At 30.3% G+C, this 15,055-nt stretch carries 14 protein-coding genes and 1 other RNA gene; 2 read left to right on the top strand and 13 right to left on the bottom strand.

What is annotated here, in order from left to right:
* Window positions 1-252: 252 nt before the first annotated feature.
* Complete coding sequence (locus tag Q6H37_RS29475) at window positions 253-465, bottom strand: aminotransferase class III-fold pyridoxal phosphate-dependent enzyme (protein ID WP_412523926.1); 213 nt, start codon at window positions 463-465, stop codon at window positions 253-255.
* Window positions 449-829 carry an aminotransferase class III-fold pyridoxal phosphate-dependent enzyme gene (locus tag Q6H37_RS03460; RefSeq protein WP_318739189.1) on the bottom strand — a complete coding sequence of 127 codons (381 nt, stop codon included), beginning with the start codon at window positions 827-829 and terminating at the stop codon, window positions 449-451. Before Q6H37_RS03460 ends, Q6H37_RS29475 begins: the two co-directional genes overlap by 17 nt.
* On the opposite strand from Q6H37_RS03460, the gene Q6H37_RS29470 reads away from it, so the two are divergent.
* Window positions 795-1,193, top strand: a complete 399-nt coding sequence (locus tag Q6H37_RS29470) for an FCD domain-containing protein (protein ID WP_412523925.1) — start codon at window positions 795-797, stop codon at window positions 1,191-1,193. The genes Q6H37_RS03460 and Q6H37_RS29470 overlap by 35 nt on opposite strands.
* Window positions 1,194-1,570: 377 nt before the next feature.
* Here the strand turns inward: Q6H37_RS29470 and rnpB are convergent.
* The 8 genes from rnpB to Q6H37_RS03420 all read right to left on the bottom strand — a co-directional run bounded on the left by rnpB (window position 1,571) and on the right by Q6H37_RS03420 (window position 9,458).
* Window positions 1,571-1,922, bottom strand: an RNA gene (gene rnpB, locus Q6H37_RS03455) — RNase P RNA component class A.
* 56 nt (window positions 1,923-1,978) lie between these two features.
* Window positions 1,979-2,701, bottom strand: a complete 723-nt coding sequence (locus tag Q6H37_RS03450) for a zinc ribbon domain-containing protein (RefSeq protein ID WP_318739188.1) — start codon at window positions 2,699-2,701, stop codon at window positions 1,979-1,981.
* Window positions 2,702-2,767: 66 nt separating this feature from the next.
* Window positions 2,768-3,583: a Nif3-like dinuclear metal center hexameric protein gene (locus tag Q6H37_RS03445; protein WP_318739187.1), complete on the bottom strand. Its 816-nt coding sequence runs from the start codon at window positions 3,581-3,583 to the stop codon at window positions 2,768-2,770.
* Window positions 3,574-4,263, bottom strand: coding sequence for a class I SAM-dependent methyltransferase (locus Q6H37_RS03440; RefSeq protein WP_318739186.1), 690 nt, complete (start codon window positions 4,261-4,263; stop codon window positions 3,574-3,576). The genes Q6H37_RS03445 and Q6H37_RS03440 overlap by 10 nt, the downstream gene beginning before the upstream one ends.
* A 20-nt stretch (window positions 4,264-4,283) precedes the next feature.
* Entirely contained in the window at window positions 4,284-5,171 is an 888-nt protein-coding gene (locus tag Q6H37_RS03435; protein WP_318739185.1) for a PH domain-containing protein, read from the bottom strand.
* A gap of 92 nt (window positions 5,172-5,263) precedes the next feature.
* Complete coding sequence (gene rpoD / locus Q6H37_RS03430; RefSeq protein WP_318739184.1) at window positions 5,264-6,328, bottom strand: RNA polymerase sigma factor RpoD; 1,065 nt, start codon at window positions 6,326-6,328, stop codon at window positions 5,264-5,266.
* A 23-nt stretch (window positions 6,329-6,351) separates the two neighbouring features.
* Entirely contained in the window at window positions 6,352-8,115 is a 1,764-nt protein-coding gene (dnaG, locus tag Q6H37_RS03425) for a DNA primase (RefSeq protein ID WP_318739183.1), read from the bottom strand.
* 314 nt (window positions 8,116-8,429) lie between these two features.
* The gene (locus Q6H37_RS03420; RefSeq protein WP_318739182.1) at window positions 8,430-9,458 is read right to left on the bottom strand and encodes a deoxyguanosinetriphosphate triphosphohydrolase; all 1,029 of its coding nucleotides are present in this window, start codon (window positions 9,456-9,458) and stop codon (window positions 8,430-8,432) included.
* Window positions 9,459-9,584: 126 nt separating this feature from the next.
* Here Q6H37_RS03420 and Q6H37_RS03415 point away from each other — a divergent pair, with 126 nt between their 5' ends.
* Entirely contained in the window at window positions 9,585-10,652 is a 1,068-nt protein-coding gene (locus Q6H37_RS03415; protein WP_318739181.1) for a CotS family spore coat protein, read from the top strand.
* A 35-nt stretch (window positions 10,653-10,687) separates the two neighbouring features.
* Here the strand turns inward: Q6H37_RS03415 and ppdK are convergent, their stop codons facing one another.
* From ppdK to Q6H37_RS03400, 3 genes are all read right to left on the bottom strand, one after another.
* Window positions 10,688-13,321, bottom strand: a complete 2,634-nt coding sequence (gene ppdK, locus Q6H37_RS03410; RefSeq protein ID WP_318739180.1) for a pyruvate, phosphate dikinase — start codon at window positions 13,319-13,321, stop codon at window positions 10,688-10,690.
* 84 nt (window positions 13,322-13,405) lie between these two features.
* Window positions 13,406-14,047, bottom strand: coding sequence for a helix-turn-helix transcriptional regulator (locus Q6H37_RS03405; RefSeq protein ID WP_318739179.1), 642 nt, complete (start codon window positions 14,045-14,047; stop codon window positions 13,406-13,408).
* A 424-nt stretch (window positions 14,048-14,471) separates the two neighbouring features.
* Window positions 14,472-15,047 (bottom strand): DUF4342 domain-containing protein, encoded by a 576-nt coding sequence (locus Q6H37_RS03400; RefSeq protein WP_318739178.1) that lies wholly within the window; start codon window positions 15,045-15,047, stop codon window positions 14,472-14,474.
* Window positions 15,048-15,055 lie beyond the last annotated feature (8 nt).

The following is a 15,055-nucleotide window of genomic DNA, read 5'->3' as shown; positions in this document are numbered from 1 at the left end:
TATATTGCATGATTTAATAATAACAGGAGCATATATATAAATAGTCTCAACCATGTAAACAATATGTTTCTATTCTAAATTAAAATCTCTAGAATATAAATTCCATACTTAAGCATTTACTTCGGCATTTTAATGATACTAAATACTAATTACGCGCAATTGTTCGTTCCCCTTGCCTCACCTTGAAATTCATCTGTTTATTGCACTACCTTTCGAGATTTCCAACACCTCTATAGTGGCAAGTGAATCCTGTCAACATATTGGATTGCTAGTTGTCGTAAAGAGGTGTGCAGGTGGCCCAACAGACTCAATAATATCTTCTCTAGCAACAATGGCACTCAATGGCATCCCTGACGCAACAGCTTTTCCTAAAACCATTATATCTGGTTCTACCCCAAAATTCTCTATTGCAAACCACTTTCCTGTCCTTCCAAAACCCTGCTGAACCTCATCCGCCGCGAACAGGATACCTCTTTCCTTGCAGATTTTGTATAACCTTTAAGTTATATTTAATTGGTGGTATTATTATGCCTCCATCACCAGCTATTGGCTCCATAATTATTGCAGCGACCTCTTCTGCTGGAAGATATGTTCTAAATTTCTCGTAAAGTTCATCAAGACACTCGAGATTACAGCTCTCAACCTTATTGTCACATTTACATCTATAGCAGTCAGGATAATTGATATAATATATATCTGACACTAAAGGTCCAATTTTTCTTCTCATGTTCAAACTCAATGCTGAAAGTGATATTGAGCCATATGTTGAGCCATGGTAAGTTCCTGTAAATGATATAATTTTATTTTTTTTCTGTATAGACTCTTGCAATTTTCATCATTCCGTCATTCGAATCAGAGCCTGGCAAACCAAACATTACCTTTTTCTTGAATTTTCCTGGTGCAATATTGCAGACCACCAATATCACACTGCTATAGTAAAAGCTTCCCACAACTCATATCTTATCGAAATGTATGATATTATTCAGCTTAGAATCTTGAGGTACAGATATTATGCACGATATCGCGTGGGTGAAAAAGTACTTTTTAGCATGATTAAAAATGATCATCGCAGCCACCATGCAATTTATTGTTCAATGAAAATAGGATATTCAACTTTAGCAAAAAATGAAATCGAAATCCACATAGATGGTATGAAACCATTTGTAACAAATCTGAATGAATTTACTAAGTAATAGAATGTGTTTAAGAATAATGTTGATATTAAATAAAATATGTAAGGAATCTATTTCTATAGATTTATTTTGCGTTAAATATTAAAATTGTGTATTAATAACCTAGATTACATTTTAATTTTTTTATCAATAGAAGGTTAAAAACCAAAAGCAAACTCCATAAATAGCACTTACTACAGTAAGTACAACAATCCAAATTATGATATTAGCCACATTCATTTTTAAAAAAATTTTATATTGACTAACCAAGCAAAATAGAGATACTACTGTTTCACCAATTGTGAAGAAAAAAATCTTTTACAAATAATTGCATTATGAATAGTTTCTAGATTTTTTCTAAAATAAAAAAACACCAAGCCCAAAGCTAGTGTTTTCAATATGTGACCAAATCTATAAGCCGAGTTCTGTATTAGACAATCATCTATCTAGGCCTATTATTACTAATAGGCTCCAGCGATACTACCCGGAAGCGGGACGGACCACCCCTTAACGCTTCCCTATTCGATCTTGCTCCAGATGGGGTTTACATAGCCGCAAAGTCGCCAATGCGCTGGTGAGCTCTTACCTCGCCTTTCCACCCTTACCATGTGTGATAAACACATATGGCGGTATATCTCTGTTGCACTTTCCTTCAAGTTGCCCTGACTGGGTATTACCCAGCACCCTGTCCTATGGAGCTCGGACTTTCCTCTCCTGTATTTCTACAGCAGCGATTGTCTGACTTACTCACGAATATTATAATATCACACATAAATTAAAATTACAAATAAAACTTTTACCATACTTTAAAAACTTTTCTTTTCATTACAATAAATTATTCTTCCACAGTTATCACAGTATACTATTCTTTGCTGTTTATTTACATTATCTATAGTCATAGAAGACACTTTTACTCTACATCCTGAACATATATTATCCTTTAACTCTGCTGCACCTGTACCCTTTGAACTACATATCTTATTGAAAATTTCTAAAATATCAACAGGAATAAGTTTTTCTAATTCCTTAATAGCTTCTTCTGATTTTTTTATTTTTTCTCTTGCGTCATTAATTTTTTTACCTTCTGTATTTTTATATGTGTAAAAATCATTTTTAAGTTTAGAAAGTTTTATTTTTAAGCTTTCTTTTTCAGAACTCAATTTTTCTTCTTGTTCTAATAACTTTAAAACTTGATTATCTACTATCTTTATACTTTCTTGCTTTTTATTAAACTTTTTTTGCAGTGCATCTATTAATTTCAAATCGCTTCCTGCATTATTATAAAGCTCAAATTTAATTTTTTCTAACTCATCTTTATCATTATTTAGATTACTACTTACCATTTGATATTTGTTCCTTAAATTTGATATTTCACTGTCTTTATTTTTAAATTTACTTTTTTCTATATCAAATTCTTTCTTTACACCCTTCAAGTTACTAGTATATTCATGATTATTAATTAAATTACTACATGCTGCAATATTTTTTTTATTATCTTGAATCTCGATAAGTTGCTTCAATAAACTCATTTTTTTATCCTCCCACTAATTCTTTTTTAAATAAAAAATAGAAATGAGCATGTTAAATACCCACTTCTATTTATATTTATACGGATTTTTATTAGACTCTGATATAAAAACAGAATTTTTGTAACCCATAGTTTCTATTTTATTTTTAAATTCTTTAGCCAATACCACTACAGCAGGCCATTCTGTATCAAAATGTCCAGCATCAATAACAGCTATGTTTTCTTCTTCAAAATCGCTAACATAGTGATATGTAGTGTCACCTGTAATTATACAATCTGCCCCCAATTTTTTAGCCTCATTAAAATAACTTTGTCCACTGCCATTTATAACTGCAACTTTCTTTATTATTTTATCCTCGTCACCTGAATATCTCAAAAAAGGAACATTTAAGCATTTCTTTACTCTGCTGCACATTTCATCAACCGTCATAGCTTCTTTGAGCTTTGCAATTCTTCCAATGCCTGAAACCTTATCATCTTCCTCATTTCTTTTAGAAAGTTCTATAGTATTATAATCCTGAAAGTTTAAAAGCTGCATTATAGTATCGTTAATACCTCCTTTTACAGAATCAAGATTAGTGTGACTTGAATAAACATTTATATCATTCTTTATAAGTTCTATTATTTTTTTTCCCAATAAAGTGCCTTTAGTTATATTCAATGTTTTCTTGAATAGTAATGGATGATGGGTTAATATAAAGTTGCACTTTTTTTCTTTAGCTTCATTAATAACTTCCAAAGTACAATCTAATGCCACAAGTATGGATGTTACTTCGCACTCCATATCCCCTACCATAAGACCCACATTATCATAATCCTCTTTGAATTTTGGTGGTGCACATTTTTCCATTATACTATTAATATCTCTTACCCTTAAAGACATTTAAGCAGCTCCTCCAGCTTTTGAATTTTAACTTTAATATCGACTTTTCTATCCATAGCTAATTTCGTATCATCTTTTATATTACCTAATATTTTATTATATGTTGATATCTTAAATTTTATAAATTGGGCTACAAGAGGATGTTTTTTATCTATCAATGATTTACCTACCTCATAAAAAATACTATCAACCTTTTCAACTTTATTATCATATTTTATTTTCATTATCTCATAAAACTTATTTTCATCAATACATAGTTCCTCATCAATAATATTATATCCTTTTTTATATAAATATTCTCTTAAAACTTCAGGATTTTGTACTGGCTGTAATATTGCAAATTCACATTTTTTGAAAACTTCTAATCCTTCTTCTATAATATCTCGAATTAGATTTCCTCCCATTCCAGCAATTATGACTCCTTGAGCTTCTCCTACTTTTACAGTATTTAATCCTGAGCCCAGTCTACAATCTATTTGTTCTTGTAAATCTTCAGATATTATATTAATACTTGCTTTTTTTACTGGTCCCTTATTTATATCAGAAGCAATAGCTTTAATACAAGTATTATTTTTTATCAATTCTATAGGAACATATCCATGATCTGTACCTATATCTGCAACACAATTACATTTATCCACCAAACCTACTATGGTTTTAAGTCTTAAGCTAAGTTCCATTTGTATACTCTCCATTCTATTTATCTAAACGTAAGTAAAATTCTAATTTGCATAATAAGAAAAACAAATGTTAAAATTAAAGGTACATAAATAAACTTATATGCAGATTTTTTATCATATCGAGCACAAAGATATCCTGCATTATACATACAAAATAGTACTGCCATATTAAGTAGTCCATAAACCATCTGTTTAAATGCAAACTGTTTACTTGTACCAAATTTTATAACCACGAAATGTGAACTGAAGTTTAAAGGCATCATAGCCGGAAGCTTATTGCAAAAGTACAATATTATTGGATTCAGTGTAAGGATAAGCACTGCTACAGTTACTATACTAAATGGAATAAAAAACTTTTTATCTTTATATAAATTTACATTCTTATTAACTTTGTATTCCCAACTTATACAATTTACATTTTTATCATTTAAGTTTTTCTCAAACTCATGAAAATTTTCAGGAGATAATCCATAGTTTATATCATCTGTTTTTAAATAAATTATATTTTTAGTTGAAGTAATAAACATATAAGTACTTCCTATTTTTTCAACTATGGCTCTTCCAATAGCAAAATGATTCTTGCCACATCCTGATAGCTTCATGCCTCTTATATGTCCTTGTGCTTTTTGATATCCTTGTATAGATGTAAATGGTATTTTTATATTTTTAAGTTTTAACACACTTAAAATTTGTATGCCATCATCATCCACAAAATATTTTAATGAACTACATATTAGTATATAGTATAATTGATATATATTAAAAACTATAGTAGCAACTTTTAATATACTTAACACTTCATAAGAATCTATTAGAAATAGTAGAACTCCTAATAGTAAATCACCCAATATACTCATGCCTAAAATATAATATACTCCGGATCCCTTAACTGATTTATAAACTTGCACTTAACCACCCTCCTTTATACATTATAACATAGTTTACTAAAGTATACTGTGCTTAAAACTTTTAATGATAAAAGCACCTATAATAGGGTGCTTTAATCTAAATAGTCCTTTAGTTTTTTGCTTCTGCTTGGGTGTCTCAATTTTCTTAGAGCCTTTGCTTCTATTTGTCTTATTCTTTCTCTTGTAACATTAAATTCTTTTCCGACTTCTTCAAGTGTTCTAGCTCTTCCATCATCTAATCCAAATCTAAGTCTTAGTACTTTTTCCTCTCTTGGTGTTAAAGTATCTAAAACATTTATAAGCTGCTCCTTAAGCATAGTAAAGGCTGCTGCTTCTGCAGGTGCAGGTGCTTCATCATCAGGTATAAAATCTCCAAGATGGCTATCTTCTTCTTCACCTATTGGAGTCTCTAATGATACGGGTTCTTGTGCAATCTTCATTATTTCTCTTACTTTATCTACAGGCATCTCCATAATTTTAGCTACTTCTTCTGGTTGAGGTTCTCTGCCTAATTCTTGAAGTAGTTGTCTTGAAACTCTTATTAATTTATTAATAGTCTCAACCATATGAACAGGTATTCTTATAGTTCTTGCTTGATCAGCTATAGCTCTTGTAATTGCCTGTCTTATCCACCAAGTTGCATAGGTACTAAATTTGTATCCTTTTCTATAATCAAACTTTTCTACAGCTTTTATAAGTCCAAGGTTTCCTTCCTGAATTAAATCTAAGAAAAGCATACCTCTTCCCACATATCTTTTAGCAATACTGACAACAAGTCTTAAGTTAGCTTCTGCTAATTTCTTTTTAGCTACTTGATCACCATTCTCTATCCTTTGTGCAAGACTTATCTCCTCTTCTGGTGCTAGCAATGGTACCTTACCTATTTCCTTCAAATACATCCTTACTGGATCATCTATAGCTATACCTTCTGGAACAGATAAATCTAAATCTTTTTCATCTACTTCAACTTCCTGAATATCACCTGCAACTTCGATTCCCATAGATTCAAGCACTTCATATATTTTTTCTATTTGTTCAGGACTTAAATCTACTTCATCTAATTCATCCATTATTTCTTTATAAGTCAAAGTGCCAGTTTTTTTACCTTTTTCTATAAGTTTTTTAACTATTTGCATCTTTGCACTTTTATCTTTCATTTTTTTTCCTCCATCAGTCATTACTACATACCACCAATCTTTTTTTGTATTTGAATAAGTTCTTGGGCCAACTTTAAAGATTCTTCAAGTTTTCCATCTATCTCATATTGCTTTATTCTATTCATAATTTGCTTCTTAGACTCTTCTAATTTGAATTTTTTAATACCTCTTATATAATCATCTACTATATTTTCATAATCACTGCTATCATATATAAAATCTGACTCTACAATATTGACCCACTCTTTTGAAGTATCTATATCATCACATTTCACTTCTATGCGTTTTCGTCGTTCTTCCTCATCATACTGCATATTTTCAACAATATACTCATATATCTTTCTATGACTTTCAAGTATTAATTCTTCTCTTTTTATATTTTTTTCTACATATTCAAGCGCTTTTTCATCTTTAAACATGGCTTTTAGAAGCCCTCTCTCAGCCTTTAAATATGCAGGTTCTAAATATAATTTTTGTCCAAAATCGTTATCTATATTCATATTTTCTGATTTTTTTACATTTTTTTGAATTTTACTATTGATCATATCATATAAAGCTTGATCCCTGATGCTAGTTTCTTCGGACAACTTTTTAATGTATATTTCCCTTTCTATAGCATCTAAATCTGATATAATCTCAAGAGCCTGCTCCGCATATTTAATAACACCTTCTGAATTATTAAAATCAATATTTTCTTTAATCTTTTTTATTCTATAATCTACTAATGGGAGAGCTTCTTCTATAAGCTTTATAAATGCTTCTTTTCCATTATTTCTTATATATTCATCTGGATCCTTTCCTTCTGGAACCTTTAATACTTTAACATCAAGTCCCACTTTTTTCAATATCTCAAGTCCCCTCATAGTAGCCATTTGTCCTGCACTATCTGCATCATAAGCTATTATGGCACTATCTGCGTACTTTTTTATAAGTTTAGCTTGATTCGTTGTTAAAGCCGTTCCTAAAGAAGCTACCGCATTAGTTATTCCATACTGGTGAAGTGATATACAATCCATATATCCTTCAACTATAATGAGCATTCTTTCCCTATTACTTTTTATTGCAAAATTTAGTCCATAAAGATTTACTCCCTTTTTAAATAGAGCGGTTTCTGGAGAATTTAAATATTTGGGCTTTGAATCATCCATCACTCTGCCCCCGAATCCAATAACTCTTCCTCTATAATCAAAAACCGGAAATATAATTCTGTTCCTAAACCTATCATAATAAGATCCCTTTTGACTTTTAATTATAAGTCCATTTGAAAGCATATCCAGTTCAGTAAAACCTTTTTTCTTTAAATGTCTTAACAATCCATCCCAACTATTAGCTGAATATCCAAGTCCAAAACTTCTTATAGTCTTTTCTGTTATACCTCTATTTAGCAAATATTGTTTTGCATTAGCATTTTCCCCTAAACAATTAAAAAAATATCTTGCAGAATCTACATTAAGTTTGTATAATTGTTTAAAAGTATCTTTATGTACATTGTTTTCATCAGTTTCAATAGTTATATTCACCCTATTTGCCAATAACTTTACTGCTTCGGGAAAAGAAAGATTCTTTGTTTTCATAACAAAAGTTATAACATTGCCTGCTTCTCCACATCCAAAACATTTGTATATTTGTTTGTCTACGGATACACTAAATGATGGAGTTTTTTCGTGATGAAAAGGACATAATCCTGAATAATTTCTGCCTGCCCTTTTTAATTTTACAGTTTCAGATATAACATCCACTATATCATTTTCTTCTTTTACTCTTTGGATGACATCTTCCGATATCAATAGATACTACCACCCATCTTTTTTATTATATGGAACTATACTTTTTTAAGTAAAGATAATTCCATTATGTCAATCTCATTATCGTTTATTTTCAGTGTTTCCATATATACTTAAGAATAAATATATTCGACATAAATTACTACATTCCTTCTATAAAATTAAATATTTTTTATCTTAAACACTTAGATAATATATATATATTCTTTATAAAAATTAAATTTCCTTCAAAATCGCAGCTAATTTTAATAAATCCCATATATAAATTTATAACAGTTCAATTGTTATTTTACCCACTTAATACTAAAAATTATTCCTTAATAAATAACAATTTTAGGTACATATATACCATTGAATAGCAATAAACAATAGTCATCACTCATTCCCGCTATGTAATCTGTTACTCCCCTATACAATCCTTCATTTTCTACAATATTCCTGTATAGAGAAGGCATTTTATGAGGATTTTTTAAGAAATAATTAAAAACTTGTTCCAATACAAATTTCGCCTTATCTCTTTCTGTTTTGAGTACTGAACCCTTATAGATTTTTTCAAACATAAATTGCCTAAGCTTTGCTAATGCATCTCCTATTTCCTTACTTAAAGATACTTCCATTATATTGTTTTCTATATTATTTGTAGTTGTATAAATACAATCTTTAACCAATGTATCTATTCTTTTACTATGATTTTTTCCCAGCACTGCTATTAAATCCTTTGGAAGTTCACTTTCTTTTAATAATCTAGCTCTTATGGAATCATCTATATCATGATTTACATAAGCTATTTTATCACTATATTTTACAACTTGACCTTCCAAAGTAAATGCTCTTGAAGCTGAGCTCGAAAATCCACTGTGTTTAAGTATGCCATCTAATACCTCTTCAGTAAGATTGAGACCTTTTCCTTGCTTTTCTAACTTAGTTAGTACCCTAATACTATGTTCATTATGTCTAAAACCATCTGGAAGCAGCTTATCTAAAACTTCTTCTCCATTATGAGCAAAAGCCACATGTCCTATATCATGTCCCATTGCAATAGCTTCAATTAAATCTTCATTAAGCCCTATTCCCTTACCTATAGTTTTGGCTATCTGTGAAACTTCTAAAGTATGTGTAAGTCTTGTTCTATAGTGATCCCCCCAAGTTTTTATATATACTTGGGTTTTATGTTTAAGCCTTCTAAACGACTTACTATGAACTATTCTATCTCTATCTATCATAAAGCAAGTTCTTATTTCATCTTTCCTCTCATGAGTCCTTCTTCCCCTAGAATTTGCTGAAAATGCTGCTTGCTTTATCATAATTAATTTTTCATTTTTTTCAACTTTTTCTCTTACAATCATATAAACCACCTTATAATCTAATTCTATATTTATACTAAAACTCCTTTTTTTAATGTAAATGTATATTGTAAAAAGTTTTTTAATATTATTATATGGAGATAACTTTTTAAGGAGTTGTTATTAATAATGCCTCACCCTGCTAAAGAGTGTAATATAACCTTATTATCTGAAGAAAATGTGCAAAAATACGTACTTCCACACTATGAACTTAATCAAGCACAAATAGAAAGAGTTAAATTTAAAAATACAGATAAGCAAAGAGCTGTTTATAAAGTAGATTATTTGGATAAAACCTATTGTTTAAAAAAAGTTTACTTTTCGAAACAAGAATTACTATTTGTCTATTCTGCTATAGAATGGTTTTTTAGAAACGATATAAATGTTCCAAGAATACTTCCTAATAATGCCCGTGGAAGATTTGTTAATTTTAATAATATGTTATTTATATTAACTCCATGGATAGAAGGCATTAAATGTGATTATGATATTAAAGAACATATTACTTCCTCTATAAATAACTTATCGTTAATGCACGCTAAAGGTAAAAATTTTACACCTATAATTGGAAGTTCACTTAGAAAAAGCTTAGAGAACTTTCCTTACTCCATTAATAAACATTTTCAGCAAATTTTAACCTGTTCTAACCTTGCATTTAAATACAAAGATAAATTTTCAAAATTATTTCTACAACACTTTAACATTAATTCTTTGCTGGCCGAAATTTCAGTAAAAGTATCTTCAAATATGTGTAAAGAAAACCTTAGTATATCACTATGTCACCTTGATTACGTAAATAAAAATATAATCTTTGATAAGAACAGCAATATATGGGTTATAGATTTTGACAAGTGCGGCATAGATTATTGTTGCCATGATATTTCCTACTTTCTTAGAAGGTTACTCCGGAGAACTAATAATAACTGGAACTTAGAGCTTACACTAGAATGCTTAGATTTATACAATAATATTAATCCACTGAATATAGATGACTATAAATATATTCTTGCTTATTTAAGTTTTCCACAAAAATTCTGGAAATTATCCAGAGATTATTACAATAATATGGCCAAATGTAACCATAATTCTTTTTTTTATCTGCTTAAAAATTCTTTAGAATATGACAACAATCAGTTAGATTTTGCAATAAAATTTGGAAAATACATTGAAAACAAATTTAAAACTAAAATAATATAACAAAACTGCTGACTTAAAGCCAGCAGTTTAATATTTTACTTTCTTGGATTTTTAACTTCAGCTTGTGCAGCAGCAAGTCTTGCTACTGGAACTCTAAATGGTGAACATGATACATAATCAAGTCCAACATTGTGGCAAAATTCAACAGAAGATGGATCTCCACCGTGTTCTCCACATATTCCAAGATGAATATCTGGTCTTGTTTGTTTTCCAAGCTCTACACCCATCTTAACAAGTTTGCCAACTCCAGATTGGTCTAATCTCTGGAATGGATCAGATTCATATATCTTCTTATCATAGTAATCGCCTAAGAATTTACCTGCATCATCTCTTGAAAAACCAAATGTTAATTGAGTTAAATCATTTGTTCCAAATGAGAAGAATTCAGCTTCTTTAGCTATTTCATCAGCTGTAATAGCAGCTCTTGGTATTTCTATCATAGTACCTACTAAGTATTTTAATTCGATACCTGATTTATCTATTATCTCATTAGCAACCTTTACAACTATATCCTTTACAAATTTTAATTCCTTAATCTCACCTATAAGTGGAATCATTATTTCAGGAACTATATCGTAATTCTTTCTCTTTTTGACATCTATAGCTGCTTCTATTACTGCTCTTGTCTGCATTTCTGCTATTTCAGGATAAGATACTGCAAGTCTGCATCCTCTATGTCCCATCATTGGGTTAACTTCATGTAAAGATGCAACTGTTGCCTTTAATTCTTCAAAGCTTACTTCCATTTCTTTAGCTAAGTCTTTGATATCTTCTTCATCATTAGGTAAGAACTCATGTAGTGGTGGATCCAAGAATCTTATAGTCACTGGTCTGCCTTCCATAGCTTCATAAATTCCTATAAAATCTTCTTTTTGCATTGGTAACAATTTATCTAAAGCTTTTCTTCTTTGCTCCTCAGTTTTTGAAATTATCATTTCTCTAACTGCTGGTATTCTATCTTCATCAAAGAACATATGCTCTGTTCTGCAAAGTCCTACACCTTGAGCTCCAAATTTAACTGCATGCATTGCATCTTTTGGAGTATCTGCATTAGTTCTAACTCCCATTGTTCTTATTTCATCTGCCCAAGCCATAAATGTTCCAAAATAACCACTAATTTCTGGCTCTACTGTTTTTATTGCCTGACCATATACATTTCCTGTACTACCATCTAGTGATATGTAATCTCCCTTATGGTATACATTTCCACTTACTTCGAAAGTTTCACTCTTTTCATTTATCCTTATATCGCCACAACCAGCTACGCAGCAAGTACCCATACCTCTTGCAACTACTGCTGCATGTGAAGTCATTCCACCTCTAACTGTTAGTATTCCTTCAGCTGCAACCATTCCTTCTATATCTTCAGGTGAAGTTTCTAATCTTACTAATACAACCTTTTCTCCTTGTTCATGATGCTCTTTGGCATCTTCTGCTGTAAAGTAAACCTTACCACAAGCAGCACCTGGCGATGCAGGTAATCCTTTAGCTATTACCTTTGCAATTTTTATCTCTGCTTGGTCGAAATTGGGATGTAAAAGTGCATCAAGTTGTTTAGGATCAACCTTTAATATAGCTTCTTCTTTTGTAATTAAACCTTCATTAACCATATCAACAGCTACTTTTAATGCAGCTTGAGCTGTTCTCTTACCATTTCTTGTTTGCAAGAAATATAATTTACCTTGCTCTATAGTGAACTCCATATCTTGCATATCTTTATAATGATTTTCAAGATTTTGTGCTATACTCATAAATTGATCATAGCATTCTGGCAAATCCCCTTTTAATTTTGCAATTGGTTGAGGTGTTCTTATACCTGCAACAACATCTTCACCTTGTGCATTAATCAAATATTCTCCAAATATAAGTTTTTCGCCAGTAGCTGGGTTTCTAGTAAATGCAACACCTGTTCCGGATGTTTCTCCCATATTACCAAATACCATTGATTGAACATTTACAGCAGTTCCCCAATCTCCTGGTATATCGTTCAATCTTCTATAAACAATGGCTCTTGGGTTATCCCAAGATCTAAATACTGCAGTTATAGCCTCAATTAACTGCTCTTTAGGCTCTTGCGGAAATGATTTGCCCATTTCTTTCATGTATATACCTTTAAATTGTTTTACTACCTCTTTTAAATCTGAAGCACTTAAATCTGTATCGAATTTAGCTCCTTTAACTTCTTTAACTTTATCTAGTACATCTTCAAATTTTCTTTTTTCAATCCCCATAACTACATCTGAGAACATTTGTATGAATCTTCTATAAGAATCATACGCAAATCTTTCATTATTTGTTAGTTTACTTAAGCCTTCTACAGTATTATCATTTAATCCTAAGTTTAAAATTGTGTCCATCATTCCTGGCATTGAAACTCTGGCTCCTGATCTTACTGAAACTAGCAAAGGATTTTCTACATTTCCAAACTTTTTATTTGTCTTTTCTTCCATAGTACTCAATGCTCTATAAACCTGAGAAACTATATCTTCATTTATTACTTTACCATCTTCATAATATTTAGTGCAGGCTTCAGTGGACACTGTAAAACCTTGCGGAACTGGTATCCCCAAATTTGTCATTTCTGCAAGGTTAGCACCTTTTCCACCTAACAAATTTCTCATTGTGGCATTACCTTCACTAAAAAGATAAACATATTTTTTGTTTTCCATAAGTAACATCCCCTTTGATTGTTTTTTGCTATATTTTTTTGTATATGTTAACGGATATTTATCCGTTACCTAACAATTTATAATTTAGCTATTTTCCCCCATTTTTACAAACAATCTTGTTATATTAGTTTTAGAAACCTTGCCAACAATTCTAAGTATTTCCTTTGTACCATTGTAAGACTTTTCTACTACAGGTAAACTATCTACTTCATGTTCCATTATTTTATGTGCAGCTAAATATGCATTATCCTCTTTTTCAACAAACACAATATTAGGCATTCTAGTCATTATTATACCTACAGGTACTTTATGCATATCTGTACCACCCATAGCTATTTTAAGAAAATCTTTTCTTGAAACAGCACCAGTAAGTACTCCATTATTTTCTATAAATAGTGTTCCTACATCATTCAAGAATAAATGTACTATGGCATCATACACTGTTGTATTTTCATCCACTACTACAGGCTTAGACATTATATCCTGTACCTTGATATTTCTTATATAATCATATACTAAACTATAAGAAGGCTTTTGTGAATATATATACCCCACCTTTGGCTTTGCATCTAGGATATTTGTCATGGTTAATACAGCCAAATCTGGTCTTAGTGCAGCTCTTGTAACATTTAATTTAGATGCTAGTTTTTCACTTGTTATAGGCTCATGCTCTTTTACTAATTTTATTATTTGTTCCTGCCTTGGTGATAACTTAATAATGTTCACCCTCCCTCTTTATCCTTAACTTTTAAATAAAAATTTTAGTTAAAGAAGTTTTACTCAGCTTTAGTGTGTTGTATGTACTTACTATTATTATAACATTATACAACAATAAGTAGTATATAACTTTTATTTTTTGTTTTGAATTGACTGAATATTCTACATTAATTATACTTTTCTTTAGTTTTCATTAATTATCTTTAAATTTCATTTATCAACATTTAACCCAAATTATGTATTTATTTTACGCTACAATAAAAAATCAGCAATGAAAATCTTATTCTTTGACTATCCATTACAATACTCTAGTTTTCTATCTCTAGAATAAAGAACATCTATATCTCTGAATAATAATTTCTAAGCATTAGGCTAAATATAACCTGATGCTTAGAAATTTATTTATCGCTGACTTTCCAATTATTTTTTAGCCTTACTTATCCTTATCATCATTTTCTATATCATCAAATTTTACAGTATAGCTATAAGTATTTTCTTCTTTTTTATTTTCATTTTTGCCTGAAAACTTTTCTTTTACAGTATTGGCAGCATCAAATACCTTATCTTTTACATCTTGCATTGTATCTTTTACATTAGTTTTTATAACTTTATTTACTATTTCTATGCTTCCATCATCCTTAGTAATTTCTATAGTAACTTTAGTAAACACTGCTGTTAATATACCTATAGCAATAAGTGGTGGCCATACTAATACTGTTAAAGTGGCCGCAATACCTGCATTAACAGGAATATCAACAACTATTTTGTCATCTTTTTTTATCTTTATTCTATTTATGTTGCCTTTCTTAACTAGATCTTTTATCCAATCTAAAAATTCATCCTTTGTTGTGTATATGTCATTCATAGTTGATTTTTTATTTTGCTCAAGATATATTAATGCATCCACTACATTTGCTTCACAAACCTCCAAGGCTTCCTTAGCTTCTGTATAAGTAACTCCAGTTCTCTCTCTTACGATATCAATTTTTTCTAATGTAATCTCACTCATTTACTTCA

The organism is Clostridium sp. JS66 (assembly GCF_033561535.1).
GTDB classification, from domain to species: domain Bacteria; phylum Bacillota; class Clostridia; order Clostridiales; family Clostridiaceae; genus Clostridium_AM; species Clostridium_AM carboxidivorans.
The sequence above is the reverse complement of the archived record's forward strand: the minus strand, read 5'-3'. Positions and strand labels throughout refer to the sequence as shown.

Coding starts and splice junctions, on each gene's coding strand:
- Q6H37_RS03440 (WP_318739186.1), bottom strand. CDS start 4,263: ATGGAACTTAGCTTAAGACTTAAAACCATAGTAGGTTTGGTGGATAAA.
- Q6H37_RS03415 (WP_318739181.1), top strand. CDS start 9,585: ATGCCTCACCCTGCTAAAGAGTGTAATATAACCTTATTATCTGAAGAA.
- ppdK (WP_318739180.1), bottom strand. CDS start 13,321: ATGGAAAACAAAAAATATGTTTATCTTTTTAGTGAAGGTAATGCCACA.
- Q6H37_RS03445 (WP_318739187.1), bottom strand. CDS start 3,583: ATGTCTTTAAGGGTAAGAGATATTAATAGTATAATGGAAAAATGTGCA.
- Q6H37_RS03420 (WP_318739182.1), bottom strand. CDS start 9,458: ATGATTGTAAGAGAAAAAGTTGAAAAAAATGAAAAATTAATTATGATA.
- Q6H37_RS03450 (WP_318739188.1), bottom strand. CDS start 2,701: ATGAGTTTATTGAAGCAACTTATCGAGATTCAAGATAATAAAAAAAAT.
- Q6H37_RS03400 (WP_318739178.1), bottom strand. CDS start 15,047: ATGAGTGAGATTACATTAGAAAAAATTGATATCGTAAGAGAGAGAACT.
- rpoD (WP_318739184.1), bottom strand. CDS start 6,328: ATGAAAGATAAAAGTGCAAAGATGCAAATAGTTAAAAAACTTATAGAA.